At 38.6% G+C, this 25,747-nt stretch carries 35 protein-coding genes; 20 read left to right on the forward strand and 15 right to left on the reverse strand.

Annotated elements, in window-relative coordinates; translation table 11 throughout:
- Positions 1-119: 119 nt before the first annotated feature.
- Both MLC44_RS01245 and MLC44_RS01250 read right to left on the reverse strand, forming a co-directional pair.
- Positions 120-323, reverse strand: coding sequence for a hypothetical protein (locus MLC44_RS01245; RefSeq protein ID WP_434658094.1), 204 nt, complete (start codon positions 321-323; stop codon positions 120-122).
- Positions 323-1,180: a CvfB family protein gene (locus MLC44_RS01250; protein WP_434658097.1), complete on the reverse strand. Its 858-nt coding sequence runs from the start codon at positions 1,178-1,180 to the stop codon at positions 323-325. Before MLC44_RS01250 ends, MLC44_RS01245 begins: the two co-directional genes overlap by 1 nt.
- A gap of 543 nt (positions 1,181-1,723) precedes the next feature.
- Between MLC44_RS01250 and MLC44_RS01255 the strand changes: the two genes are divergently transcribed.
- Complete coding sequence (locus MLC44_RS01255) at positions 1,724-1,921, forward strand: hypothetical protein (RefSeq protein ID WP_151901267.1); 198 nt, start codon at positions 1,724-1,726, stop codon at positions 1,919-1,921.
- Between the two features lie 205 nt (positions 1,922-2,126).
- Here the strand turns inward: MLC44_RS01255 and MLC44_RS01260 are convergent, their stop codons facing one another.
- From MLC44_RS01260 to selD, 8 genes are read right to left on the reverse strand one after another with little or no spacing between them, the layout of a single operon-like run.
- Positions 2,127-3,293 carry an NnrS family protein gene (locus MLC44_RS01260; protein WP_434637450.1) on the reverse strand — a complete coding sequence of 389 codons (1,167 nt, stop codon included), beginning with the start codon at positions 3,291-3,293 and terminating at the stop codon, positions 2,127-2,129.
- Between the two features lie 12 nt (positions 3,294-3,305).
- The gene (locus MLC44_RS01265) at positions 3,306-4,586 is read right to left on the reverse strand and encodes a radical SAM protein (RefSeq protein WP_434637452.1); all 1,281 of its coding nucleotides are present in this window, start codon (positions 4,584-4,586) and stop codon (positions 3,306-3,308) included.
- A 26-nt stretch (positions 4,587-4,612) separates the two neighbouring features.
- Positions 4,613-5,107: an Hsp20/alpha crystallin family protein gene (locus MLC44_RS01270; RefSeq protein ID WP_434637454.1), complete on the reverse strand. Its 495-nt coding sequence runs from the start codon at positions 5,105-5,107 to the stop codon at positions 4,613-4,615.
- 28 nt (positions 5,108-5,135) lie between these two features.
- Positions 5,136-5,561, reverse strand: coding sequence for an Hsp20/alpha crystallin family protein (locus MLC44_RS01275; RefSeq protein WP_151901234.1), 426 nt, complete (start codon positions 5,559-5,561; stop codon positions 5,136-5,138).
- Positions 5,562-5,572: 11 nt separating this feature from the next.
- Positions 5,573-6,016 carry an Hsp20/alpha crystallin family protein gene (locus tag MLC44_RS01280; protein WP_434580883.1) on the reverse strand — a complete coding sequence of 148 codons (444 nt, stop codon included), beginning with the start codon at positions 6,014-6,016 and terminating at the stop codon, positions 5,573-5,575.
- A 58-nt stretch (positions 6,017-6,074) separates the two neighbouring features.
- Positions 6,075-6,758 carry a Crp/Fnr family transcriptional regulator gene (locus MLC44_RS01285; RefSeq protein WP_151901232.1) on the reverse strand — a complete coding sequence of 228 codons (684 nt, stop codon included), beginning with the start codon at positions 6,756-6,758 and terminating at the stop codon, positions 6,075-6,077.
- A gap of 20 nt (positions 6,759-6,778) precedes the next feature.
- Positions 6,779-7,879, reverse strand: coding sequence for a tRNA 2-selenouridine(34) synthase MnmH (mnmH, locus tag MLC44_RS01290; RefSeq protein ID WP_434658099.1), 1,101 nt, complete (start codon positions 7,877-7,879; stop codon positions 6,779-6,781).
- Between the two features lie 2 nt (positions 7,880-7,881).
- On the reverse strand, positions 7,882-8,916 hold the full coding sequence (gene selD, locus MLC44_RS01295; protein ID WP_434658900.1) for a selenide, water dikinase SelD: 1,035 nt from the start codon (positions 8,914-8,916) through the stop codon (positions 7,882-7,884).
- Positions 8,917-9,338: 422 nt separating this feature from the next.
- Between selD and MLC44_RS01300 the strand changes: the two genes are divergently transcribed.
- Entirely contained in the window at positions 9,339-9,782 is a 444-nt protein-coding gene (locus tag MLC44_RS01300) for an HAD family hydrolase (protein ID WP_434658102.1), read from the forward strand.
- On the opposite strand, the gene MLC44_RS01305 is transcribed toward MLC44_RS01300, so the two are convergent.
- Positions 9,772-10,401, reverse strand: coding sequence for an NAD(P)H-dependent oxidoreductase (locus MLC44_RS01305; protein ID WP_434658104.1), 630 nt, complete (start codon positions 10,399-10,401; stop codon positions 9,772-9,774). The genes MLC44_RS01300 and MLC44_RS01305 overlap by 11 nt on opposite strands.
- Before the next feature lie 90 nt (positions 10,402-10,491).
- Between MLC44_RS01305 and MLC44_RS01310 the strand changes: the two genes are divergently transcribed.
- From MLC44_RS01310 to MLC44_RS01320, 3 genes are read left to right on the forward strand one after another with little or no spacing between them, the layout of a single operon-like run.
- Positions 10,492-10,839, forward strand: a complete 348-nt coding sequence (locus MLC44_RS01310; protein WP_434658106.1) for a hypothetical protein — start codon at positions 10,492-10,494, stop codon at positions 10,837-10,839.
- A gap of 32 nt (positions 10,840-10,871) precedes the next feature.
- Positions 10,872-12,086: a PAS domain-containing sensor histidine kinase gene (locus MLC44_RS01315; protein WP_434658109.1), complete on the forward strand. Its 1,215-nt coding sequence runs from the start codon at positions 10,872-10,874 to the stop codon at positions 12,084-12,086.
- Positions 12,086-12,769 (forward strand): response regulator transcription factor, encoded by a 684-nt coding sequence (locus MLC44_RS01320; RefSeq protein WP_346389198.1) that lies wholly within the window; start codon positions 12,086-12,088, stop codon positions 12,767-12,769. Before MLC44_RS01315 ends, MLC44_RS01320 begins: the two co-directional genes overlap by 1 nt.
- 7 nt (positions 12,770-12,776) lie before the next feature.
- Here MLC44_RS01320 and MLC44_RS01325 read toward each other — a convergent pair whose 3' ends face one another.
- The 4 genes from MLC44_RS01325 to MLC44_RS01340 all read right to left on the reverse strand — a co-directional run bounded on the left by MLC44_RS01325 (position 12,777) and on the right by MLC44_RS01340 (position 15,961).
- A complete protein-coding gene (locus MLC44_RS01325) occupies positions 12,777-12,905 on the reverse strand; it encodes a hypothetical protein (RefSeq protein WP_255613235.1) in 129 nt (42 codons plus the stop codon).
- Between the two features lie 131 nt (positions 12,906-13,036).
- Complete coding sequence (locus MLC44_RS01330; protein ID WP_346389199.1) at positions 13,037-13,738, reverse strand: anaerobic ribonucleoside-triphosphate reductase activating protein; 702 nt, start codon at positions 13,736-13,738, stop codon at positions 13,037-13,039.
- Complete coding sequence (gene nrdD, locus MLC44_RS01335) at positions 13,704-13,853, reverse strand: anaerobic ribonucleoside-triphosphate reductase (RefSeq protein WP_151901559.1); 150 nt, start codon at positions 13,851-13,853, stop codon at positions 13,704-13,706. Before nrdD ends, MLC44_RS01330 begins: the two co-directional genes overlap by 35 nt.
- A complete protein-coding gene (locus tag MLC44_RS01340) occupies positions 13,853-15,961 on the reverse strand; it encodes a ribonucleoside triphosphate reductase (protein ID WP_151901224.1) in 2,109 nt (702 codons plus the stop codon). The genes nrdD and MLC44_RS01340 overlap by 1 nt, the downstream gene beginning before the upstream one ends.
- 275 nt (positions 15,962-16,236) lie before the next feature.
- Here MLC44_RS01340 and rpmJ point away from each other — a divergent pair, with 275 nt between their 5' ends.
- The 15 genes from rpmJ (at position 16,237) to MLC44_RS01415 (ending at position 25,746) form a co-directional block, all read left to right on the forward strand.
- Positions 16,237-16,350 (forward strand): 50S ribosomal protein L36, encoded by a 114-nt coding sequence (rpmJ, locus tag MLC44_RS01345; RefSeq protein ID WP_041675103.1) that lies wholly within the window; start codon positions 16,237-16,239, stop codon positions 16,348-16,350.
- Positions 16,351-16,352: 2 nt separating this feature from the next.
- On the forward strand, positions 16,353-16,715 hold the full coding sequence (gene rpsM / locus MLC44_RS01350) for a 30S ribosomal protein S13 (protein ID WP_151901223.1): 363 nt from the start codon (positions 16,353-16,355) through the stop codon (positions 16,713-16,715).
- A gap of 11 nt (positions 16,716-16,726) precedes the next feature.
- Complete coding sequence (rpsK, locus tag MLC44_RS01355) at positions 16,727-17,119, forward strand: 30S ribosomal protein S11 (RefSeq protein WP_151901222.1); 393 nt, start codon at positions 16,727-16,729, stop codon at positions 17,117-17,119.
- A gap of 11 nt (positions 17,120-17,130) precedes the next feature.
- Complete coding sequence (gene rpsD, locus MLC44_RS01360) at positions 17,131-17,757, forward strand: 30S ribosomal protein S4 (protein ID WP_151901221.1); 627 nt, start codon at positions 17,131-17,133, stop codon at positions 17,755-17,757.
- 27 nt (positions 17,758-17,784) lie between these two features.
- The gene (locus MLC44_RS01365; RefSeq protein WP_346389200.1) at positions 17,785-18,789 is read left to right on the forward strand and encodes a DNA-directed RNA polymerase subunit alpha; all 1,005 of its coding nucleotides are present in this window, start codon (positions 17,785-17,787) and stop codon (positions 18,787-18,789) included.
- An 11-nt stretch (positions 18,790-18,800) separates the two neighbouring features.
- Entirely contained in the window at positions 18,801-19,151 is a 351-nt protein-coding gene (rplQ, locus tag MLC44_RS01370; RefSeq protein ID WP_151901219.1) for a 50S ribosomal protein L17, read from the forward strand.
- 116 nt (positions 19,152-19,267) lie between these two features.
- Entirely contained in the window at positions 19,268-20,512 is a 1,245-nt protein-coding gene (locus MLC44_RS01375) for an aldo/keto reductase (protein ID WP_346389201.1), read from the forward strand.
- A gap of 55 nt (positions 20,513-20,567) precedes the next feature.
- The gene (locus MLC44_RS01380; RefSeq protein ID WP_151901217.1) at positions 20,568-20,843 is read left to right on the forward strand and encodes a NifU family protein; all 276 of its coding nucleotides are present in this window, start codon (positions 20,568-20,570) and stop codon (positions 20,841-20,843) included.
- A gap of 9 nt (positions 20,844-20,852) precedes the next feature.
- On the forward strand, positions 20,853-21,446 hold the full coding sequence (locus tag MLC44_RS01385) for a hypothetical protein (protein ID WP_151901216.1): 594 nt from the start codon (positions 20,853-20,855) through the stop codon (positions 21,444-21,446).
- Positions 21,436-22,731 (forward strand): UDP-N-acetylmuramoyl-L-alanyl-D-glutamate--2,6-diaminopimelate ligase, encoded by a 1,296-nt coding sequence (locus MLC44_RS01390; protein WP_346389202.1) that lies wholly within the window; start codon positions 21,436-21,438, stop codon positions 22,729-22,731. Before MLC44_RS01385 ends, MLC44_RS01390 begins: the two co-directional genes overlap by 11 nt.
- Positions 22,732-22,831: 100 nt before the next feature.
- On the forward strand, positions 22,832-23,206 hold the full coding sequence (locus MLC44_RS01395; protein ID WP_151901214.1) for a (2Fe-2S) ferredoxin domain-containing protein: 375 nt from the start codon (positions 22,832-22,834) through the stop codon (positions 23,204-23,206).
- Between the two features lie 10 nt (positions 23,207-23,216).
- Entirely contained in the window at positions 23,217-23,582 is a 366-nt protein-coding gene (gene panD / locus MLC44_RS01400; RefSeq protein WP_151901213.1) for an aspartate 1-decarboxylase, read from the forward strand.
- A 21-nt stretch (positions 23,583-23,603) separates the two neighbouring features.
- Positions 23,604-23,897 (forward strand): YbaB/EbfC family nucleoid-associated protein, encoded by a 294-nt coding sequence (locus MLC44_RS01405; RefSeq protein ID WP_346389203.1) that lies wholly within the window; start codon positions 23,604-23,606, stop codon positions 23,895-23,897.
- Entirely contained in the window at positions 23,898-24,878 is a 981-nt protein-coding gene (locus tag MLC44_RS01410) for a DUF7488 domain-containing protein (RefSeq protein ID WP_434658115.1), read from the forward strand. It abuts the gene before it with no gap.
- A gap of 19 nt (positions 24,879-24,897) precedes the next feature.
- On the forward strand, positions 24,898-25,746 hold the full coding sequence (locus MLC44_RS01415; RefSeq protein WP_346389205.1) for a polyprenyl synthetase family protein: 849 nt from the start codon (positions 24,898-24,900) through the stop codon (positions 25,744-25,746).
- Position 25,747 lies beyond the last annotated feature (1 nt).

Below are 25,747 nucleotides of genomic sequence, written 5' to 3' on the forward strand. Positions count from 1 at the left end.
CTCCTTTTTCAAGTTTTGTTAACACTATTGTAACAATTTAAGTATATAATCTTACTTGCGATTCTCCTTGTATATCTTTAACATGATTCATTATGGATATGCGTCCATAGAGCCCAGGATTAATTGGGCTTTATACTCTTTTTTACTGCTTTGGGCAAATGTGCAAAAGGCATTTCAGTATTTGTTTTTTCATTCTTTTCTATCTTTATTACATTCACTGTCATATTTGAAGGGTTAAAACGTAAAACTTTGTAAAAGATATTGTCCTGTATATATTCTACATTTTTTTTACTTAAATCATGTGTTTGTTTCTTTTTTGCCATTACTTTGCCTTGAGATATATACCGGTATCTTTGACCGTAATTTTTCCGTCATCCTGAAGTTGTGTCAAGGAGCGTTTGAACTCTTTTTTACTCAGACCAAATACATTTTTAATCAGCTCGGCATCACTTTTGTAGTTATAAGGCATAATACCCTTGTTCTGTTCTAACAGATTGAGAACTTTTTGGGCAGAGGAGCCGCCTTTTTTACTGCCGGGACGCCGGAGTGTAAGGTCGATATTGCCGTCTTTGCGCACTGTTTTGACATAGGCAGTCTTTTTGTCTCCCAGATTTATCTCTTCAAATATTTCATTGTGATATATCAGTCCTTCATATTTACCGTTGACAATACATTTAAAGCCAAGCGGCGTTTTGGAAATGACTAATATTTCTGCCTCTTTGTTTTGTGCAAGGTCTTTGACTTTGCGATCAAAAAAATCACCGAGTTTTTCTGTGCCGACGAGTCTGTGTGTCCGTTCGTCATATATTATGCGAATAAATCTTTTTTCGCCGATTTCAAAAGGTGTTTTTTGAAACATCTTAGGGACAAGTAAATCTTTTGGCAGTCCCCAGTTCATAAAAGCACCGAAAGGAGCCACATCCACGACTTCCAAGAGTGCAAAATCATCCAGCATTGCAAGGGGTCTGTCGGTGGTGGCTACCAGCCTGTCTTCTGAATCTGTATATAAAAAAACATCTACAAGAGCATTTTCGCACATATCATCTGTGACATACTGTCCGGGAAGAAGGACATCATTGCCGTCCTCAGCCATAAGATACAGGCCGGGTGTTGTGTCTCTGTCGACACGTAGGGTATTCATTTTGCCCAGTTCCAGGTAAGGGCTTGTCTCTTTTTTCATGGTAATTCCGTTGTGTTAATATGGTGACATTATAGCATTAATTCTTCCCTCTTCTTTAAATAATCCGGTTAAGAAAAAACTTGATGTTTCCAAAGAACTTGGGTTTGAACGCTATAGTGTAACCTGACAAAACACAAAGCCCGCACTGAAGTACGGGTTCCGAAAAGCCGCTAAATCGGAATCGGTACTTTAGTGTCGACTGTTAGGGTGCAAAAGTCTAAATTGTATGAAGGAGTGGTTTTAAAAAAGCCGCTTAACTTAATGGCACTGACCGGTTCTGAAGTTATTTCCTTTAAAATTTATGTTTCAGTGCCAATGCCATACAATCAACTGTTTTACCGGAACCCGTACTTCAGTGCGGGCTGTGTGTCTTGGAAATTAAAACCCAGGCTATAGAAAAAGTTTCAAAGTATTATAATACCAATCCCAACCAAGGAGCAGCATATCTTAGATGAAAATGTAAAAATTGCATTGTATATATGAATAAGAGTAGAACAAGTTGTACGTGATATTATTGCATAAAAACTTAACAAGGATGAGAATATGTTTAAAATAATAGTAGAGAGAGAATGTGGCTGTTTTAAAAGAAGTAATCTTCAAAGTAGTACGGAAATAGCGTCAAAAGATGAGGCGTTGATGAAGTCATTGGAGATGGTCAACCATATGAATGATGAATTCTGCGGCAAACACAAGTTTAAAGTTGAAGAAGCTGACAATACTTTTATAATCAAAATGCAGTAAAAGTCACGTATTTATCGGAACCCGGGTTTTCAGATGCCAAAGCGCGACTTGTGAGAAAATTAAATATTTTCTGTAACCCAGGACCAGGTCTTAAAAGATGCAAAGCCCGCACTGAAGTACGGGTTCCGAAAAAACCGCTTGATTGAATGGCATTAGCATTGAAGTGCCAGCCCGATCTGAAAATTTTGCTTTTTGCAAAACAATGCTACAATTTTTTTCCAAAAACCAACACTTGAAAATATCTCCCTCCCCAAATCAAAAAGAGCAAGAGCCAGGCAGTAAAAGAGATGTCAAACAAAAATCCAAGCCCCCATCCAAAAGCTATATTGATACTGTAAAGCGCACGGAACAACACAACAAGCTGTATAAACAAAAATATCTTTGTTGCCAATGTATCTGCCTGCGGCGGTTGTCCCGAGTGACCGAGTGTCACACGTGTTCCAAAGCCTATAAGGAGTGTTGTTAAAAAACCTATTGCCAGAAGATGAATATTTAAAAAGAAAAAAGAGGTATCTAAAAATATCTCCGCACCCAAACTGAGCGCCGAAAGAAAGAAAGACAAAGGCAGCCAAAAAAGTGCAAGATGCAGTACCCATAAAATAGGAGGGGACTGCAAAGGGTGTAAATCCCAGCGTTTAAACTCAAAAAACATATAAGCGGCAAGCAGTAAATCTGTAACTATCTGCAAGCTTTTTATATCTGCAGAAACAAAGATACTCTTGAATAGAAACAAAACAAAAACAATTTTGACAAAATTTTCATTTTTTGGCGCAAATGAATGGGAGAAGAAAGGAATCATTCTCTGTCCGACACTAAAAGCAAGAAAAATCAGGTACATGTAAAAAGAGATACTGATGGCAACTGGTAAAATTTCCGGTATGAACAAAGAGAGTATAAAAAGAAGATTGCCAAAGAGCCCAAAGTAGTTTGCATTGAGTATCCAAAATGAGTCTGATTTGTCCGCTGCCATTCCTGTTTCATAGATGTTTTTTAGTTTCAATACTATAAAAACCTGAGTTGTCAGATTTATAACCATTGCCCCGAGTAAAAGGGTTTCAGAGCTGAAAACACCGATAAGAAAAAGCAATGATGCAAGCGTGTTTGCATAAAAAATATTGGAATAGTATTTTTTTGCTATCACCTGTGTCTGATTAAAACGCGGAAAAGTTGTAAATAAGAACCCTGTAAAAAAATTTGTAAAAACCAGAAATATCAAAGAATAGCTGTGAAAGAGCAAGAGCGTTACATGTAAGGAGAATATGCCTTTGTACTGTAATGCAAAAATGAGCATCATAACGATTGCATTGAGTATTCCAAGAAGAAAAAAGGGTTGATGGGGTTGTGATAAAAAATAGTTTTCTTTTGTCTGCATAACGCTACCGTCCTATAATAAAAATTCCTGACCGAGTTTTTTGCAGTATGCTCCAAGCATAGCGCGTTCAAAGTCATTGTTTGTAGAGTATTGATATCCAAATGTTTTGGCCCACATGTGATGCTCTTCCATACAAAGATAAAAAAAGACCTGCTCTTTTGTCACCCCGGAGGAAGTGCCCTTGGGGTGCCATGGAGCAAAACTTTCATAGGCATGTTTGAACATTTCAACTTTTGTCGCATCAGGATACGATGTCTTTCCGCTTGCATCTTCATGCGGGATTTGTGTAATTTTGCTTCTGAATTCACGCTCACGCAACTGTTTTATGACAGGCTTTATAAAGGTAAGTGTCCCAAAACTGACAAGCGCAACCTCTTGTGGAGAGAATTTTAGTATAAGTTCTTCATATACTTCTTGATATTCGTCAAGATAGCCTTCGTATTCTACAATGGGATGAAAATGAAAGCCGACTTTAACACCTTTGTCCGCCATTTTTCGAGCGGCTGCTATACGTTTTGCAAGCGAAGCGGTGAGATGTTCTTCATTGTCAATGATAGTCTGGGTATTGAGACTCCAGGTACAGAGTATATTTTTCGGCACTTCATTTTCAAGCAGATATTTTATATTGTCTGATTTTGTTTTAAATTCTAAAATGACATTGGGATTTTTTCTTGCAAAGGCAAAAAGAGCATCCAAAACACCCTCCCGGTTGCCAAACATCAGTGAGTCCGATGCCTGACCGGTACCTATGTGGTAGGTCTTGTTTGGATCAAGTTGCAGATTTAAGAGTTTGTCTGCAAAACTGCTGTCAAAGGTAATGGTATTTTGATTGTAAAAACTCTGAATGGAACAGTAGGAACAGTCAAACCCGCAGCTCTCAACCGCATCAAGCGTGAGCAGATTGCAGCAGCGTGTCTTTTCACTTGCCACAGGGCAGAGTCCAAGGCCAAAACCTTCTTTTGGTACTGTTTTAAAGGTATATTTTTGTTCTTGGGGGATATTTTTGAGGGTAAAGTTTTTATAGGAATTTGGTTTGTTGCGTATATTTTCATAGGCTTTTTTAAGCCTGGAGAAAACAACTTTTCTTTGGGGATGTTCGGGAAATATTGCAGTGATTCTTTTCTCATCCCACATCCCCAGATCTCGCGCGAAATTGATTATCTGTTTGATTTCCTGATAGGAAAATTTGTACTCAAAGGATTTCTCTTTGATAAACTCCTGTTCATGTTTGGGAAGTTTATTAAAAAAACTGTTTTCTATAGCGTTGGTAAATTTTTCTGCGTATGAATTCATAGAGGAATTCTAGCAGAAAAAATTAATTATTTTATAGGGATAAGTCTTGCTTTTGGTTTTTTAACTTCTTTTTTAGGAATCGTGACGGTTAAAATACCGTTTTCAAATTTTGTTGCGAGTTTGCTTTCATCAATATTTTCAGGCAGTTGAATTGATTTTTGAAACTCACCGTAAAAAATCTCTTTTTTGACAAAATCTTTGGATTTTTCTTCTTTGGACTCTTTTTTCTCACCTTTTACAGTCAAAATTTTATTGTCATCAATGGAAAGTTTAATATTTTTTTTGTCAACTCCCGCCAAATCAAACTTTAATACTATTTTGTCTTTTGCATCCTGAATGTCCGTTCTCGGATAACTGAAATTGTTTAACGCCGAACTGCTTAAGTGCGACTCTATCAAAGAATTGAAATACTGGTTCATTCTTGCAAAATCAGCATCATAGGGGTTCATTGCATCCATACTCGCGAATGCAGATCCGGTCAGCAAAGATGAAAGCAACAGACTGCTTACTAGTTTTTTCATAGCTAACTCCTTGTGTCAGCACCCTTTGTTATTGGATGCTGATGTTTTTTGTCTTTTTGGATTCGAGTTTTTCAAGAGTCAGATACAGTCTTCCGTCTTCAAATTTCGCCTGAATTTTATCTCTGTCTATATTGTCAGGCAGGATAAAACTTCTTGAGATGACGCCAAAATTTGATTCACAGAGATAGTAATCATCCTCTTTGACCTCGTTTTTAAATTTTCTGACCGCTGTAACAGTCAGATAGTCATCTTCGACTTTTAATTCTATATCTTCTTTTTTAACACCCGGTAAATCAACTTCGATTGTGAAGGTGTCATTACGATGTTTTGCCAAGTTTGCCAGAGGAAGATGTGATGCTACATTGTGAAATGTATCTTTGACAACTTCCAAACCTTTTTCAACTTTTTCTTCCGCTTTTTCCACTAACTCTTTTGATGTTTGTACGATATCCATGATAATCCTCCTTACTCGATTTCAATTTTTTTCGTTGTATCTTTTTCGACTTTCAGTTTTGGTATGGTAATCTCGACCACCCCGTTTTCTCCGGTTGCACGGATATTTTCACTGTCTACTTTTTCAGGGAGCGTAAAACTTCTTGAAAAAGTACCATAGGCACTCTCTATTCTGTAGTAGTCCTCTTTCTCTTCTTCTTTTTTGACTTCTCTTTTGCCTTTGATAGTAAGGATGTTTTTGTCAACACTGATCTCTACATCCTCTTTTTTTATACCCGGCAGATCAAGCTCAATATAGTAGGCATCGTCCCCTTCTCTCGTATTGACAGCCGGTACAAAGTCAAAAACCTCTCTTGGCTCTTCGCTGCTTTGTGTTTCCAGTGCATTAAAAAATTCGTTAATCAAATCAAATCTTCTTGTATTTTGTATCGGATTTCTATGTCTTGTCACTAACATGTCTCACTCCTTAAATTTTTATTTAAGAAATGATAGTCTGTTTTGAAAAAGTATTTTGCTACTTAAGTAGCATTTGGGAGGTTTTGTCTAAAAGTTTTTGAAGATTCTTTACTTTTATGTTGCGTCTGCTGGTTTCTATAATGTCGTCGGCTTTGAGCTGTTTGATGCTTCTTTCTATAACATGACGGACCGTTCCGAGCAGTTTTGCTATTTCGCTGTTGGAGAGATTTTGCAGGAGTTGGTAGCGGAATCTGTGATTGGGGTTTAAATTCTGTACTAAAAGATTTAAAAAACGCTCTTTTGTATCATACAGGGCAAGTTCGGTAGCAAGTTCTTCCGTATAGCGCATGTGCGCAGCAAGGTAGGGAAAGAACTTTTTGTTAAAAGTAGCATCATTTTCAAGCCAGTAGCGGACTCTTTCAATCGGCAGGCGTAAAATATTTGCATCTTCGATAACCTCATAAATAACCTCATGCGGTTTGCCGTCAAGCAGGGAGATGACATCAAACATATCTCCGCGCTTATAGATGAAGAGAGTCTGTTCTTTGTTTGTCTGAAAGTTTATCTGATATGTTTTGACTCTGCCGTTAACGACTATATAAAAATATTTGAGCAGATCATCCGGATAAAATGGCGAAGACCCTTTTTCATACTCAAAAGGTTTGGCATATCGGAAAAACTCTTCTTCAAAAGTTTTGTTTGTATTGTTTAAAAGCTCTAATTGTGTTGAATTGTTTTGCATGAGGAAATTGTATCATATTTTCATAACTGGTGTTGTAAAAAGTGCAACACATCAGAAGCATTTCCCTCAAAAACAACAGGTATGGGACTCTTTTTAATCTGGTAATCATACATCGGATCGTAGTATCTTTGTAACAAAAGGGTAATCCACTCCAAGTAGAATGTTTTTGCCTCTGCCTGGGTATCTTGGGAGCAGGCTTCGTCAAAGAGTTGTGCAAGTTGTCTGTAAAGCTGGTCACCCAGACGTTTTTGGATTCTTTTGAGCCCTGATTGTACATTGTGTGCCCATATTTGCGGACCTTCTTCCCCGTAGTGTAATGTATACTCTTTGAGTGCGCCAAGAACATACTCCTCATACGTTATGAGTGCGCGAACTTCAATCGGAGTCTGCAGCAATACAAGCTGTCCCTGCATAAAATTGTCATATACGGGTTTTGGAATAAATGTTCTGCCGATATTATGGCTTTCATGTTCCAAAACAAGATGGGTAAAATTTTTATGATGAAACTGTATGAGTTTGTAGGCAAGATTGTTTTCAAAATCAATCTGCGAGGGCTGTGCGTTGACAAAACTTCCAAATGAAGAGCCGCGATGATTGGCAACGGCTTCAAGGTCAATGGCATTTGGCAGTTTATTTAAAAGAATGGTTTTTCCCGAGCCTGTTCTGCCACCTAAAATAAGTGTGGGTGTCTGCGTACTGATGTCTTCACTCTGTTGCATCAAAAAATTGCGAAAAGCCTTGTATCCGCCTTTGAGTCGGGTAATATCAATATTGCTCTCTTTGAGCCACTCCTGCGCAATCCCTGAGCGTTGTCCTCCTCTAAAACAGTAAAGCTTTGCCTCGGGATTTTTTTTGAGGTAGTCCTGCCAGAGGCGGACTCTTTTCTCTTTTCCCTCATTTTGAATAAGAGATTCGGCCAGCTTTATGGCTGCGTCATTTCCGGCCTCTTTGTACCGTATGCCGACAAGTCTGCGTTCTTCATCATCAAGTATAGGCAGGTTTGTTGCATTGATAAACTTTCCTTTTTCAAACTCAACAGGGGCGCGGACATCAAGCAGAGGTGTTTCATTGAGGACAATAGATAAAAAATCATCTGTTACATTTGTAATATTATTGGGCAAAGTCAGACTACCTCTACAAGATATTTGCTTGCTTTACATGTAAATCCGATTGGTTCCAGGCAAAGCCCTGCATTTTTTGTAAGTGCCAAAAAGGTTTCTTTTGTATCTTTTTTCACCACACACAGCAGTCCGCCGGAGGTTTGTGCGTCACATAAAATGTCCTGCTGTTCTTGGGACATCGGAGAAATTTTATTTCCGTAACTCTCAAAGTTTCTGCGTGTGCCTCCCGGAACACAGCCCATCTTCAGATACTTTTTGACATTTTTGAGTGTCGGTACTTTGTCAAACTCTACAACAGCGCTGATACTGCTTCCCTCACATATTTCGCTTAAGTGTCCAAGCAGTCCGAAACCTGTCACATCGGTAAGTGCGGTCACGCCTTTTAATGCGGAGATTTCTGCACCGATTTTGTTCAGGGTACACATGGCTTCTACGGCAATATCTATGTCACCCTCGGCAATTTTTCCCTGTTTTTGTGCCGTTGTCAGTATGCCTATCCCCAGTGGTTTTGTGAGGTAGAGTTCGCAGTCGATTTCGGCAGTATCATTGCGTTTAAGATGTTCATTTTGTGCTATGCCTGTAACTGCAAGTCCAAATATAGGTTCGGGAGAATCTATACTGTGCCCGCCTGCCAGTGGAATACCTGCTTCTTCACAGACTGAGCGGCCGCCGTCAATAACTTCGCGTGCCACATCCGCATCAAGCTTGTCAATCGGCCAGCCAAAAATGGAAATGGCCATAAGCGGTTTACCGCCCATAGCGTAAATATCGCTGATGGCATTGGTGGCAGCTATGCGCCCAAAAGTAAACGGGTCATCGACTATGGGCATAAAAAAGTCAGTCGTGCTTAAAACAGACGTCCCGTTGCCCAAATCAAAAGCCGCGGCATCATCTTTTGAAGAATTGCCGACAAGCAAATCAGGGTAAGCAATCGTTTCTCTCGTGGTTGTTAAAATAGTATCAAGCAGTTTTGGAGAAATTTTACAGCCGCAACCCGCCCCGTGACTGTATTGTGTGAGTTTTATATCTTTCATGATGTATAATATCCTAAATAAAGTTTCACATACTAGTCTTCTTTGACTAAAAGAGAGATTAAGAAGTATGCCGGAATCTGTACTGAAGCATCAATGCCATTAAGTTAAGACAAAAACTGAGATTTTCCTGGAACCCAGGCTTTAGTCTTCAAAAAAACAAAGCCGGCACTAAAGTACCGGTTCCGAAAAAGATGCTTAACTTAATGGCATTGACACTGAAATACGGGTTGTGAAAAACTGTACTATCCCTCGGAATCGGTACTTTAGTGCCGACTTTAGGCTTGAAAATTACACAAAACAATTTGTTCTTGATTATAACAGTACTGTAGTAAAAGACGATATTTCAAAGTTAAGTGATTTTCTCGGAACCCGTACTTCAGTGCGGGCTTCAGGCTTGAAAACTATATAAAACAAGAAGGAAAAAAATGCAGAGAAATATAAAACATATTATTTTGGATTATAACGGTACGCTTGCAAAAGACGGTATTTTACTGGAAGAGGCAAAGAGACTGCTGCCGCTTCTGGCCAAAGAATATACTTTACATGTAATCACGGCAGACACCTTTGGCAGTGTCAAAAATGAGCTAAAAGAGTATGCTTTACATGTAAAGGTATTGGAGAGTGCAAACCATACTTTGGAAAAAGAGGCATATATTATTGCATTAAATGCAAGTGAGTGTGCGGCTGTGGGCAACGGAAACAATGATGTGAAAATGCTGCAAAAAGCGCACATAGGCATTTGTGTACTTGGTGATGAGGGCTGCAGCACAAAAAGTCTGCTCGTTTCGGATATAGTCTGCAAGTCTGTCACCGAAGCACTCGAACTTTTCATTTATCCTAAACGGTTGACTGCCACACTCAGAGTATAAACTCCACCACGTCATCAAAGGGCAGTCTGATCTGTTTTGGTTGCGGATTGAGTCTGTAGCCAAAAGGAAGCACCATTGCGACTTGAAATTTTTTAGTATCAAGACCTAAAATATCTTCGACTTTTTCTTTTTCAAATCCTTCTATAGGACAGGAATCTATTCCTGTATAGGCAGCACCGGTCATCATGTTGGCAGCAGCTATATAGGTCTGTCTTGCACTCCAGCAGTAAATATTTTCATCGCTGCTAAGTGTTTTTTCCAAATGTTTGGCATAGAGGTCCATATACATATCAAGTGATTCCTGCGGCATATTACGCCTTGAAAATCTTTTTTTGACTTCTCCTGACTCCGGTTTGAGACTCTCTATTCCGGCAAGAATAACAACGAGATGCGAACAGGAAGTGATTTGTACCTGGTTCCAGCATGCCGGTCTCAGCTCGGCTTTGAGGTCTTCGTTTGTAATGACCAAAAATTTCCAGGCTTCCATACCGAAAGAGGAGGGTGATTTTCTGCCACATTCAAGAATAAAGTGCATATCTTCATCACTTATCTTTTTGGTTTCATCAAATATTTTACAGGCATGGCGAAAGTTCATCGCATCCATAAATTTGTTTTGCATTGTTGTATCCTTATAATATGTCAAATTGCAATAAATTGCGAAGCAGTGGTTGAAAAGCCTTATAATAATAGCATAAAAATCAGGAGTGAGATGATGATTTTAGGAAAATGCCCATATTGCGATGACGGTGCAATTGAAGTACGTGACAAAGAGGTGCGAGGAAAAAAAGTAAAACTCTATGTCTGTTCAAACGCCCACTGGCAGACAGAAGACGGAGAGATGTTTGAAGTGACGCCGGAATCTACATGCAGCTTCAGAATCTGGCAGAACTCTTTGGCAAAATACGGTAAATGGCTGGGTTACAAGGAGGTCAGAGAACTTTTAAGTGAGGGGGAACTCGAAGTGGAACTGCTCAGTAAAAAATACGGCAAAAAGATTTATTATACAAAAAATATCATTTTGAATGAAGAGTATGGCGTAAGTGTACTTTGGGATTAGTTTGGCTAAAATTTAGTTATGGAGAGATACTTATGTTAGAACAGTATAAAGAAGCGATTGAAAAAAGCAATATTATCTCAAAAACCGATGTCAACGGCATCATTACCTTTGTCAATGAGGAGTTTTGCAAAATTTCGGGCTATTCAAAAGAGGAACTGCTCGGGAAAAACCACAATATTGTCAGACATCCTGATGTCGCAACCTCCGTGTTTAAGAAATTGTGGGAGACAATCAAGGCAAAAAAAACATACAAGACCACCGTAAAAAACAGAGCAAAAGACGGGAGAACTTTTTATGTCAATACCACCGTCATTCCCATCCTTGACAAACAAAACAACATTGAAGAGTTTGTGGCGATTCGTTATGATGTTACAAAAGAGGTGTTTTACAAAAAGAGTCTGGAACAAAAAGAAAAAGAGCTGCAGGAACTCAATGAAAATCTTGAAAAAAGGGTGCAGGAGAAGACACAGGAGCTTAAAGAACTCAATGAAACGCTTGAGCTTCGGGTGCAAGAAGAGATAGCCAAAAATGAACAAAAGCAAAAAGTGATGTTTTGGCAGTCACGGCTTGCAAGTCTGGGCGAGATGCTTGCAAACATAGCCCATCAGTGGAGACAACCGCTCACAGAACTCAGTCTGACACTCTTTAGTTTAAAAAAAGCAGCGCTTAACAACGAAGAAGAGGAAGTGCAGAGTCTGTATGATGAGAGCAAGGCAATTATACAGAATATGTCGACGACGATTGATGATTTTACCAACTTTTTTAAACCGACAAAGCAGAAAAACTATTTCAAAATAGCAGACAGTATCAATGAATCATTAAACATTTTAGAAAAAATTATAATCAAAGAGATGATCAGTGTGCATACGGAGTTTGAAGATGTGGAAATTTTAGGCATTTCAAATGAGTTGACACAGGTGATTATCAATCTTATCCAAAATTCAAAAGATGCTTTTTTACAGTCGTCTGTTTTGATAAAAGAGATACATATACGTGTAAAAAAAGAAAAAGATTTTGCACTTATAGAGTTTAGTGACAATGCCGGCGGTATCAAAGAAAAAGAGATTTATAAAATCTTTGAACCCTATTTTACGACAAAGCACTCCTCTTCGGGTACAGGACTTGGGCTGTTTATGTCGAGAATGATTTGTGAACAGGGCTTGAACGGTTCCATAGATGTAAAATCCAAAAACGGTTCTACAACTTTCAGTATAAAAATTCCGCTGCAAAACAGAGAGAAAAGATAATGAGAAATAAATTTTTAAAAAGTCTGAAAGTTTTGTTTGTTGAAGATGAAGAAAAACTTTCACTGTTGCTGAAAAATGCTATCGGAGACCATTTTCACAGTTTTTTACTGGCAAAAGACGGAGATGAGGGCTTACACATATACAAGAAGGTTTTTCCGGACATTGTGATTACCGATATTATGATGCCAAACAAAAGCGGACTGGAGATGGCTCAGGAGATCAAACGTATAAATCCACAGAGCAAAATTATAATACTGAGTGCTTTTAGCGATGTGGAAAAATTGTTGGGTGCAATAGATACCGGAGTTGTTAAGTACTTTATAAAACCTTTTGATCCGGATGAGGTTTTACAGTATATTCTCTCACTCGAAGCAAGCATTGGTAAAAAGCTTTTAAATTTTTTGGACGGATTTGTATTTAATAAAACCACCAACAGTCTATACAAAAACAACAGATATATCGCACTTTCAAAAAAGGAACTTCTGTTTTTGCAGGCGTTAGTCAAAAACTATGAGGAGAACCGAGGTATTTTGGAGTATGCAACAATCAAAAATATGATTTGGAAGGAAGATGTAAGTGATGAAAGATTGAGAACATTTATAAGGCGCTTTAGAGAAAAAACCTCCAAAGAGTTCCTTATAAATGTAAAAGGACTTGGTTATCAGATAGCGTTTAATCAATAGCCTCGGATTAATTCTGACCCGGATGGTATGGTCTTGCAATAGCCGGTTTTTTCACTTCTTTTTTGTCGTAGTGTACTGTGTCCTGTGCCTGTAGTGCAACCATTGCCAATGTAAATGTCAGTATAACTTTTGTCATGATATTTCCTTGTGAAGAGTATACAAATACTCAGTTTTTTTAAATAAGACAAATTTTGTCTGATTTAAATTTCACAGAATGATAACTTATAAACGGCAGTAAAAAATTGATTTACGTCAAGAAAAAGGAATTTATCTCCAAATAACAGGAAAATTACTTCTTAAGAGGGATTTGTTGAAAGGTTTTGAAGGTTTTTGCAATCCGCCTACAGTACTTTTTGCTTCGATAAACTCCTGAATATAATAGGTATTCTTATAGCCTCTCTCTTTTAAATCTGACAGAATGCAGTTGATGTCATCTACATTGAGCAAGTCGCTATGGAGTGTGGTGCGTACTTCAAAATCAATACCACTGCGGATAAGCAGGTCAAGTGTTTGGCTGAATTCATGAAATTTGCCGGAGTGTGTTACAGGTGTGAATTTATACTGGGGGGCTTTATAATCCAGCGCGACATAATCAAGCAGGTCCAGACCAAGGAGTTCCTTTACATGTAAAGGGTTTGTGCCGTTGGTATCAAGTTTGATTAAAAATCCGAGCTTTTTGATTGCCTTGCAAAAGTCAGTGAGGGCATAGGAAGAGGCTTCTCCGCCTGAGAGAACGACAGCATCAAGCAAAGAGACTCTTGTTCGCAAAAACTTCAGCACATCTTCCATACTGTAACTGCCTTCTTTTGCAAAGACTATCTCTTTGTTGTAGCAAAAATCACAGCGCATATTGCACCCGCTGAACCATATGATGCAGGCTAGATGATCAGGGTAGTCCAAATGGGTAAATTTTGTGATATCATAAATGCATTTTTTACTCTTTGAACTGTTTGCGTTGTCTGTGTTCACCGGTTTTTCCCAGGTTGAAGCTTTCAACAGGACGATGATATCCCATGACGCGTGTGTATACTATACATTTTTGTCTCTGTTCTTTAAGTTCTTCTAAGATTTTATTTTTATTTATCATGATGCTTCCTTTTTGTTGTTTTCATATTCTTGTATCAGTGCTTCGTCACATTTTGGGCAGTATTCGTGTTCTCCTGAGAGATAGCCGTGTTTTGGACAAACTGAAAAGAGCGGTGTTACCGTAATATAAGGCAGTCTGAAATTTGTGATGACATTTTTGACCAGTCTGCGGCAGGCTTCGGTTGAGCTGAGACGCTCCTGCATGTAAAGGTGCAAAACAGTGCCACCGGTGTATTTTGTCTGCAGTTCATCCTGCAGAGTGAGTGCTTCAAAAGGGTCATCTGTCAGACCCACAGGAATCTGTGAAGAGTTGGTATAGTAGATGTTTTCATCCATACCGGCCTGTATGATTTTGTCACCGTATCTTTTTTTGTCCTCTTTGGCAAACCGGTAGGTTGTTCCCTCCGCCGGTGTGGCTTCAAGGTTGTAAAGATTGCCTGTTTCCTCCTGAAACTCGACCATTCTTTTTCTTATGTGGTCTAATATCTCAGTGGCAAAGTCAATGCCCTGTGTGGAACTGATGTCATAGGCTCCTCCGGTAAAATTCAAAATCATTTCATTCATCCCGTTGACCCCGATGGTAGAAAAGTGGTTTCTAAACCCGGGCAGATATCTTTTTGTATAAGGGAAAAGTCCTCTGTCGTACATCTCTTGAATAAAAACACGTTTTTTCTCCAGTGTAGACTTTGCATACTCCATCAGTTCGTCAAGGCGTTCAAGCAGAGATTCCATATTGCCTTTGTGCAAAAAGCCCAGCCTTGCCATATTAATAGTGACAACCCCTATGCTGCCTGTCATTTCCGCACTGCCGAAAAGACCACCGCCTCGTTTAAGCAATTCTCTTAAATCAAGCTGTAGTCTGCAGCACATACTTCTGACATGTCCGGGTTTGTAGGCCTCTTCGTTTGCGATGATTTCCCCGTTTTTGTCCCGTTTGTATTGGCTCCCTATGAAATTTTGGAAGTAGGAGGAGCCAATTTTAGCGGTGTTTTCAAACAGCAAATCCGTATTTTCACCGTACCAGTCAAAATCTTCTGTAATATTGACGGTAGGTATAGGAAATGTAAAAGGCTGACCGGTTTTGTCTCCCTCTGTCATAACCTCATAGTAAGCTTTGTTGATGATGTGCATCTCTTTTTGAAAATGTTTATAGGTCATCTCTGTGAGGGATGAAACACCCCTCTGCAGTGCTTTGAATCTTAACCCGGTATCTGAAATATTTTTAAAAAGATGCTCCTGCTTACATGTTGGAATCTGATCCTTCAAATCATCAGGAACGTTCCAGTCTATAGTAATATTTGTAAAAGGTGATTGTCCCCATCGAGCGGGTACGTTTAGGTTATATATGAAACTGCGAATACTTTTTTTTACCTCCTTGTATGAAAGTTGATCTTTAAAAAGATAAGGCGCCAGATAGGTGTCAAAAGATGAAAAGGCCTGGGCGCCGGCCCATTCACTTTGCAAAATTCCCAAAAAGTTCGCCATTTGTCCGAGAGCTTCTCTGAAATGCTTTGGTGCATCACTCTCTACTCTTCCCCTTACTCCGTTAAATCCTTCATCCAGAAGAACCCTCAGACTCCAGCCGGCACAGTATCCGGTCAAACAGTCCAAATCGTGTATGTGATAGTCCCCGTTTCTATGTGCATACCCCTCTTCTTTTGAGTAAATTTTGTCAAGCCAGTAGTTGGCAATCACTTTGCCTGCTGTATTGTTAACAAGACCGGCGCTGGAGTAGCCTGTATTTGAGTTTGCTTTTATTCTCCAGTCACTTCCGCTGATATACTCTTCTATAGTCTGTGTCGAATGGATATAGGTAGTATCATCTTCAATGGCTTTTTCTCTTTGAAGTTTATGAAGATGTCTGTAGAGTATAAAAGAGCGCATAACATCAAAATATTTTGCTTTGTACAGCTCTTTTTCTATAATGTCCTGTATATCTTCAACAGCAACAATCCGTTTAGCTTCAAGTCTTTGAATGACTTTGATGTATACCGCTTCGTCAAAATCTACATTTTCACTTAAAAAGGCTTTTTTGATGGCATCTTCTATTTTATAAGAGAAAAATTGTTTGTAGGAACCGTCTCGCTTTAAAATATACTCTACCATCTGTTGTTTTCCTTCTTAAGTGATATCGACAGTTTATAAAAACCGGCGTTAAAAATCACTAATAAAATTTGTCACTTTTGTGTCACTTCCTATGGTCTTAATAATACTTTTACATTGTTTTGGATATAATTCCCATCCACTTTACTGTTTTAACAAAGCAAAGAGTATTTCTATCTATATGATTACATGTAGATAAAAGTATTGGCAAGCAACGTTATTACAAGTGTTATGCGCTTGCCTAAAGGCAGTAAAGATGTTACCACAGGAGACTTTCAATGAAAGTACGTGCTTCAGTAAAGAAGATGTGTGATGACTGTAAAGTTATCAAAAGAAGAGGTATTGTAAGAGTAATCTGCAAGAACCCTAAACATAAACAGAGACAAGGATAATCATGGCTCGTATTGCTGGTGTTGATTTACCTAAGAAAAAAAGAATAGAGTATGCATTAACATACGTCTATGGAATTGGTCTTCATACTGCCCGTCAAATATTAGACGCGACAGGAATTGACTACAATAAAAGAGTTTTCGAATTAAACGAAGAAGATGTAGCAGCTATAACAAAAGAGATCCGTGAAAACCATATGGTTGAGGGTGATTTGCGTAAAAAAGTTGCTATGGATATTAAAGCACTTATGGATTTAGGTTCATACAGAGGGCTTCGTCACCGTCGTGGTCTTCCATGCCGTGGTCAAAAAACTAAGACAAATGCGCGTACTCGTAAGGGTAAACGTAAAACTGTCGGCGCAGCGTAAGGAATTATAGTATGGCAAAAAGAAAAGCTGTTAGAAAAAAAGTAATAAAAAAGAATATATCACGTGGTATCATTCATATTGCGGCATCATTTAATAATACTCTTGTGACTATTACAGATGAAATGGGTAATATGATTGCTTGGAGTTCTGCCGGTTCTTTAGGATTTAAAGGTTCTAAAAAATCAACTCCGTTTGCTGCACAGGCTGCTGTTGAAGATGCAGTTGCAAAAGCACAGGTACATGGTATAAAAGAGCTTGGTATTAAAGTTCAAGGTCCCGGTTCTGGTCGTGAAACTGCAGTAAAAGCTGTCGGAGCTATCGAAGGAATCCGTGTTACATTTATGAAAGATGTTACACCATTACCACACAACGGTTGTCGCGCGCCTAAGCGTCGTAGAGTTTAAGGAGATTACTGATGGCAAGATATAGAGGTCCAGTAGAAAAAATCGAGAGAAGATTCGGAGTAAGCCTTAACCTAAAAGGTGAGCGTCGTTTGGCAGGAAAATCTGCTTTAGAGAAGCGTCCTTACGGTCCAGGCCAACATGGTCAGCGTCGTAAAAAAGTTTCTGAGTATGGTTTACAGCTTAATGAAAAGCAAAAAGCGAAATTTATGTATGGTATTTCTGAAAAGCAATTCCGTGCTTTATTCGTTGAAGCTAAGCGTCGTGATGGAAATACAGGTACAAACCTTATTACATTAATCGAGCAGAGATTAGACAATGTTGTGTACAGAATGGGATTCGCATCTACTCGCAGATTTGCACGTCAACTTGTAACACACGGTCATATTTTGGTAGATGGCAAAAAACTTGATATTCCTTCTTACCGTGTTAAACCGGGACAAAAGATTGAAGTAAAAGAAGCGAGCAAAAAGAACAATCAGATTGTTCGTGCTATTGAGCTTACAAACCAAACTGGTCTTGCTCCTTGGGTAGACATTGATGCTGAAAAAGTGTATGGTATCTTTACTCGTCTTCCGGAGCGTGAAGAAGTTGTTATTCCAGTTGAAGAACGTTTAATCGTTGAACTTTACTCGAAATAATAATTTAATACAAAAGGCGTAAAAGATATGAAAAAAATTAAAACTACTCCACTTGCTCCACAAGAGTTTGAGGTAGAACAAATAAGTGACAATGAAGCAAACATTATGGCATACCCTTTTGAAGTAGGGTACGCTATATCGTTGGCTCATCCACTTCGCCGTTTTTTATTAAGCAGTTCGGTTGGTTATGCACCAATCGCAATTAAAATCGAAGGTGCCAAACATGAGTTTGACTCGGTTCGCGGTATGCTTGAAGATATTTCAGATTTTATTTTAAATTTGAAAGAGATACGCTTTAAACTGAACAATGATGCAACAGAAGCTGAGATTAACTACAGTTTTGCGGGACCGTGTGCCATTAAAGGCGGCGATCTCAGCAATGATGAAGTAGAGGTGGTAACACCGGATGCTCCGCTTGCAACTTTAAATGAAGATTCTACACTGAATTTTACGCTTAAAATTGCACAGGGTATCGGCTATGTTGCGAGTGAAGATACTGCTGCGGAAGTTGATGATGATGAATATATCGCATTGGATGCATATTTTACTCCGGTAAGAAGTGCTACATATAAAATTGACAATGTACTGGTAGAAGATAATCCTAACTTTGAAAGAGTTATTATGAATATCAGAACTGATGGACAAATTTCACCAATCGATGCATTTAGAAACTCTTTGGAAGTAATGTATGCACAGTTGGCTGTATTTAATTCAGAAATCAGTATTAAAGCGCCTGCTACCATTGAAAGAGTTGAAGAGTCACCTGATTTGAAAAAACTAACAACAAACATTGACAGTTTAGGATTAAGTGCGCGTAGCTTTAATTGTCTTGATCGCTCAAACATTAAACTTATTGGTGAGATTGTACTTATGAGTACAAACGATTTGAAAAATGTGAAAAATCTTGGAAAAAAATCTTACGATGAAATCGTAGAAAAAGTTCAAGAGTTTGGTTTTGAAGTTGGTGCTGATTTAGCTGATGATGTAGTTACTGCACTAAAAAAGAAAATAGAAGCCGTACAGGCACAATAGAGGAATGAGATATGAGACACCGTCATGGATATCGTAAGCTAGGTCGTACAAGTGCACACCGTAAAGCACTTTTAGCGAACCTTAGTATTTCGTTAATAGAACATGGTAAAATAGAAACAACTGCTGTAAAAGCAAAAGAGCTACGCTCTTATATTGAGAAACTTATCACAACTGCTGGTAAAAATGACTCAAATGCACACAGAGCAGTATTTGCTGCGCTTCAAAACAAAGAAGCAACGAAAACTTTAGTAAATGAACTCGCACCGAAGTATGTTGATCGTACAGGTGGATATACTAGAATAGTGAGAACTCGTATTCGTCGTGGTGATGCTACACCAATGGCATTTATCGAATTAGTATAGTTATTATATTTACAATACCAGACCCTGTGTCTGTTATTGTAACTTCTTTTTAAACTTTCCCCATTAGACAGAGAGAATTTACGAATTCTAAAATACTTTACAATACAGGACGCATTATGAGTACTTTCGCATTCGGAACTTACAGAGTCACAGATGAGAATCCTTTGCATATAGAAGCATTGAAAGAGGCTGTATACGCCGGGATAGAACTGATTGACACCTCTACAAATTATACAGACGGCGGTGCCGAAAGAGCAATCGGCAAAGTGCTGCGCAGTGTTCCTGATGAAATCAGAGATAAAATTAAAATTGTAAGCAAATACGGATATATCCAGGGTTCAAATTTGCTCGCACACAAAGAAATGCCTTTTGAAGATGTTGTAGAGTTCAGTGAACACTGTTACCACTCAATTGCAAAATCGTTTCTAAAAAAACAGCTTGATGCTTCACTCCAAAGACTGCAAATGAGTAAACTTGATTGTTATTTAATTCACAATCCTGAGTATTTTTTGCTTGATGCTCTCAATAAGGGCAAAAACAGAGATGAAGTTTTGGATGAAATGTACCAAAGAATCTATGAAGCATTTGTGGGCTTGGAAGAAGAGGTTAAAGAGGGACGTATCAGCTCCTATGGTATCAGTTCCAACAGCTTTGCAAAGGCAGAGGACGATTTGGAGTTTTTGCCCTATGAAAGTTTACTGACACTTGCCCAAAATGCCGCAGATGAAGCGGGAAACAGACAACACAGTTTTACCACAGTGCAACTGCCAATAAACAAAGTTGAAAAAGAAGGTCTCAAATGTGCGGGCTGGGCGAAAAAAAATGGGCTGAGAGTCCTTGCCAACCGTCCGTTAAATGCACAAAAAAACAAACTGATGCACAGACTGGCCGATTATGATGAAAGCAGAGAATACTATACCTATCTGAATGAATTGCTTCAGGCCTGTGACAATGATTTACTCAAACCGTTGTATAATTTGATTGAACAAATGGATGAAAATAAGCACAAGTTCGGATGGATTGGTGAGTATGACACTTTTTTGCATTCACAGATTATTCCTCACATAAGAGAAGCATTGAAGAATTTAGAACCGGATTCTTTGGATGAATTACTCAGATTTGTAGATCTTTTTTTACAAGAGTACAGAACAATGGTTGCATACGAGTGTTCAAAACGTGTGAGAAGTGAACTTAAAGAAGAATTTCAGGGGTGTCATAAAAAAACCCAGGTGTGTGCTTTGGAATTTTTATATAAACAGGATGTAATTGATTATATACTCGTCGGTATGCGAAAGCCCTCTTACGTACAAGAGGTTATGGCTTTAAAAGATGAGTTAAATAATAATTTTATGACTTGTTAAGCGATTTTGTCATATTTTATGATAATAGAAGAGTTATAATATAAAAAGGATAAGTATGATTCCATTTACAGATGAAGAATTATTGGAACCGGTTCGGCGTGTTATAGACAAGGTGCGCCCCTCTTTGGCGCTTGACGGGGGAGACATAGATTTTATTACCGTGAAAAACGGAAGTGTCTATGTGCAACTCAAAGGTGCATGCATAGGGTGTGCGAGCAGTGGAAGTACATTAAAGTACGGTGTCGAGAGACAGTTGAGAATGGATATCCATCCTGAAATAACTGTTGTCAATGTCCCGATGGGCATGGAAAACGATATAGATAATTTATAAAAGAAGCATATGGGAACAATAAGTAAATATAAAATATTATCACAGGCAAAAGAGAATTTTTCGCGGGCGGAATATAAAAATGCCTTAGATAAATTTGCACAGGTTTTGCAAAATGATCCGGATTCAAAAGAGGCTTTTAACGGGGTTATACTTTCGGAAATGGCTATGAGCGGAGAAGAGGGTGCCGAAGCACTGTTTGATTATTATGAAATATTAAGAGAAGAAGACAAAGAAGAAGCTGATGCTATTATGAGTGAAATACTTGAAAGCATGGACGGTACCTTGGAAAAACTCAGTGAAGTATTTGCCGAACCTTTGCGTAACAGATTGGAGTTTGAAGAGGGGATTCTCTACAGTGATTTTCAAAAAATTTTGGATGAAGGCGGAGATTTTGTAGAAACCTTTGAAAATATTATGTTTTCTACCCGAGTAATTATAACAAACAAAGAAGATTTTTTAGATTTTTTAGACAAACTGATAGAACATGATTTTGCACAAATGGCATTAACCTATCTTGAAAATGCTCTGAGTGTATATCCCGGTGATAAACTCTTGCGAAAACTGTTAAAAAAACTGGCACAGGGCAAAAATATTGAAAATTGAACTGCCAAATCAAGCGTATAAATATATCACTGAAAACTCAAAAGAGTGTGATGCCGAGACGGCGTTTGTTCTGACGCACCAAAACAGCGGCTACATAGAAGATGCAAAGAGGAATAATGCCCACTCTATTGTCAGAATCGAAGACATTGCAGAGTTCTTTGGTGTTGACCAGATTAAAATAATCGGTATTACCGGTACAAACGGCAAAACTACAACGGCAAGTGCAATCTATTCATTTTTACTCGATCTTGGCTACAAGGCTGCAATGCAGGGAACCCGCGGGTTGTTTATGAATGATGAGGCATGTGAGGGAAAAACGCTTACCACCCCATCCGTACTCAATACCTACAGGCATATTTACCAGGCAGTGAGAGCGGGATGTGAGTACTTTGTAATGGAAGTCAGTTCCCATGCAATCGTGCAAAAACGTATTGAAGGCCTCAGTTTTGCGCTGAAAATTTTGACAAATATCACTCAGGATCATCTGGACTATCATAAAACTTTAGAAGAATATATACATGTAAAAAACAGTTTTTTTCAGGATGAGAGCAAAAAACTTATAAACAAAGATGAATCCAAAGCTGCATTTAATTTTAAAAATGCCTACACATACGGTATAGAAAATCCTGCAACATACAGACTTATGGCATATTCTCTCAATGACGGCTCAAGTGGTATTATCCAACATTTTCAAGAGATTGTCCCTTTTACCGCTTCACTTCACGGTTTTTTTAATCTGTATAATTTGATGGCTGCCATATCGGCAACGCATCTCATAACAGACAAAAGTCTTGAAGAGATTGCAGATGTGGTGGATAATTTTGCAGGGGTGAGCGGAAGAATGGAACAGGTCTGTGCTGCTCCGAATGTCATAGTGGATTTTGCACACACACCTGACGGTATGGCTCAGGTACTCAATGCTTTGAAAGAAAAAGAACTGATTGTCGTTTTTGGAGCAGGCGGTGACAGAGACAGAAAAAAACGACCGCTTATGGGCAGGGTAGCGGCAAGTCTTGCCAAAAAGGTCATTGTTACGAGTGATAATCCGCGTTATGAAGATCCGCAGACAATTGTAGAGGATATTTTAGAAGGCATACAGGAAAAATCAAATATTATGGTTGAGCTTAACAGAAAAAAAGCAATACAGATGGCACTTGAGTTGCAAGGAGAAGATGACGTTGTTGTTATTCTCGGAAAAGGCGATGAAACAGACCAAATTATTTATGATGAAAAATTTCCTTTTGATGACAGAGAAGTTGTAAAAGAACTTTTAAATTTAGAGTGAAAATAGTAGAAAATAGCTTAAAAATCTAAACTTATTTCACTTTATTAGAAAACAGATGCAAATTTTCGATATAATTGCGAAAAAATTAAGGATTATTTCAATGGGAATTCCACAACCGGCATTTTATATCTTCAAGTGTGAGCAGTCTGCTCCTCCGGGTATGCCAAAACCATCATGTGTTACACCAGAGACGCAGGACCTGTTTCAATACACGGCCCAAAAACTGATGAAAGAAGGGATTATGATGACAGCACCAATCGTGCGTACTTCATGTCTTAACCGTTGTTCGGCAGGTCCTGTTATGTTAGTAGAGCCGGGACATACTATGTATGTAGGCCTAAACAAGGAAAAAATTGACCGTATTATAGAAGAACATATAATCGGCGGAAAAGTTGTTGAAGAATATGTAATTGATTCTGAAATGTGGGATGAGCCTATATCTCCTGCTGATGCAAAAAAACAGATGGGAATGTAGGAAAACAGTCATGTTAATGGAAATGTTGTACAGCAAAATACACCGTGCCACTGTAACTGATGCTAATTTGAACTATGTTGGCTCGATTACCATAGATGAAGAACTTTTAGAAGCTGCCAAGATGAGAGTCGGACAAAAGGTAGAAATCCTTAATATTAACAATGGTGAGCGATTTTCTACCTACATCATTCTAGGCGAAAGAGGAAAACGTGACATTTGCTTAAATGGTGCAGCAGCAAGAAAAGTACACAAAGGCGACAAGGTTATCATTGTAGCCTACGGTACTTATGACGAAAAAGAACTTGAAAGCTACAAACCAAAAGTTGTTATTTTGGATGATGACAATAACATCGACGCTATTCACGATGAGATTTAATGATGAATGTGAGATGTCATAGTGTTTGGTAATCTTGGCGATATGGGCAAACTCCTTGAAGGAATGCAGGAAAATGCTGCAAAACTTCAAGAAGAGCTGGCAAATAAAACTTTTAGTGTCAAAAGCGGTGGAGGGATGATTGAACTCACCCTCAACGGCAACGGCGAAGTCATTGATCTTAATATTGATGAAGAGCTCTTAAGCGACAAAGACTCCCTGCAAATTTTACTTATAGGCGCCATCAATGATGCAAATAAAATGGTACAACAAAATCAACAAAACAGTGCTTTGAGTATGTTTGGCGGGCTCAAATAGGTGCTTCGCCTGTTTCTCATACTGCATTTATTCTTTTTCAATGTTTATGCCTGTAAAGGGGGGTATGATTTTTGTGTCAAAAAAGCAAAAGATGCAAAAATCATACATGACAGGGCACTTTTTATTCCTGTCGAAAAAAATCACCGTATTGTCTTTTCCCGACAAAAACCCCAATCAAAAATTTTAAAACATGACCCCTTTTTGTCTCTGTATCTTATCGAAGAGAAAACCTCTTTTGCCTATCCGTATGATCTGAATATGCGTTTACAGCTTGGAACTGCTATAGTCAATGCCGAGGAAGCCAAAGAAGGAAGTATGCTGGTACATCAGGTAGGACTCGACTTTTTTGGAAAATACAGTCAAAAACTTTCTTTGCCGGCTATCATCAGCAGCAGCTGCTGCTCTTTGGAAGCTGTTGTCAGTAAAAAAGGGGTGATAGAAAAAGAGTATCTGCAGTATTTTCTCAAAACAAAAAAGGTCCGTTATGCTGACATCGGTGTTCGTGTAAATGATGCAAACAGGTCAGTAGTCGTCATTGCAAGTGATCCCTATATGCCGGACAATCCTTTTAAAAAAGGTGACTGTATCCTGTATTACGACAACAAAAAAGTGAAAAATGCCGCATCATTTATGAAAAAAGTTCTTTTTGGCTCTTTGGGAGTTAAACACACGGTGCAGATAAAGCGTGGAGGAACGTTGCTGACTTTTGAAGTGCAGAGCAGGCAAAGATACGGCGGCGGTTTTTTGAGTGATACCTTCTTGGAACAAAAAGGGATCTATTTTGATGAGGGTTTACATGTAAGCCGGTTAAAAAAAGCCTTTAAAAACTATGGACTCAAGAGTGGAGACAGACTCATACAGGTGAACGGCATCACTGTAAAGAACCAGGAAGAACTGCGAAAATATATAGAAAACTTTAAAGACTGCTCTTCTTTGTTATTTGAACGCAATAACTTTCAGTTTTTTGTAAAGATTAAGTAGAAAAACAATACAATTTCACATGCAAAACTTCGAACAATTTTTATTAGACAACTTACCGACATCACAAAGTATTCATCCTACATATGAGCGTGCTTTGCAAGATATGCTCAAAGCAGGCGGAAAAAGATTTCGTCCTGCATTGCTGCTGGGTGTTGTCAAAGCCTACAACCCTCTCATGCTTGAATCTGCAAACCATGCAGCCCTGGCTATAGAATTTTTACATACTTATTCGCTTATTCATGATGATCTGCCGGCTATGGATAATTCTCCACTGCGCCGCGGACATCCGACCTTACATGTAAGCTTCGATGAAGTAACGGCAATATTGGCAGGAGATGCTTTAAACACCTATGCCTTCGAGTTTTTGTCCAATGCTCCTTTTTCTGATGAAATACGGGTAAAACTGATTCGTGAGCTTGCAAGCAACGGAGGACTGGGCGGCATGGTGCTGGGACAGGCTATAGACTGTTATTTTGAAAACAAGCCTTTGAAGATAGAAGAGATTAAGATTTTGCATACCAACAAAACAGCAAAACTCATTGCCGCCTCTTTGAAAATGGGCGCTGTTATTGTCGGGCGTGATGATATGGCAGAAAAGTTGTATGATTTTGGGATTAAACTCGGATTGCTGTTTCAAATTCAGGATGATATTCTGGATGTCACACAAAGTTCAGACGAAGCAGGAAAACTGACAAACAATGATGAAGAGAAAAACAGTTTTGTAACGATACTTGGACTGCAAACGGCAGTAAGAGAGGCAGATGCTTTGGCAGATGAGCTCAACAGTGAAATGTGTAATTTTGATGAGAGCTTGTCAGGCGAGTTGTCACCTTTATTAACAAAATACATAAACAGGCACAAGGAATAAA

The sequence above is a fragment of the Sulfurimonas sp. NW9 genome (assembly GCF_051132275.1).
GTDB classification, from domain to species: domain Bacteria; phylum Campylobacterota; class Campylobacteria; order Campylobacterales; family Sulfurimonadaceae; genus Sulfurimonas; species Sulfurimonas hydrogeniphila.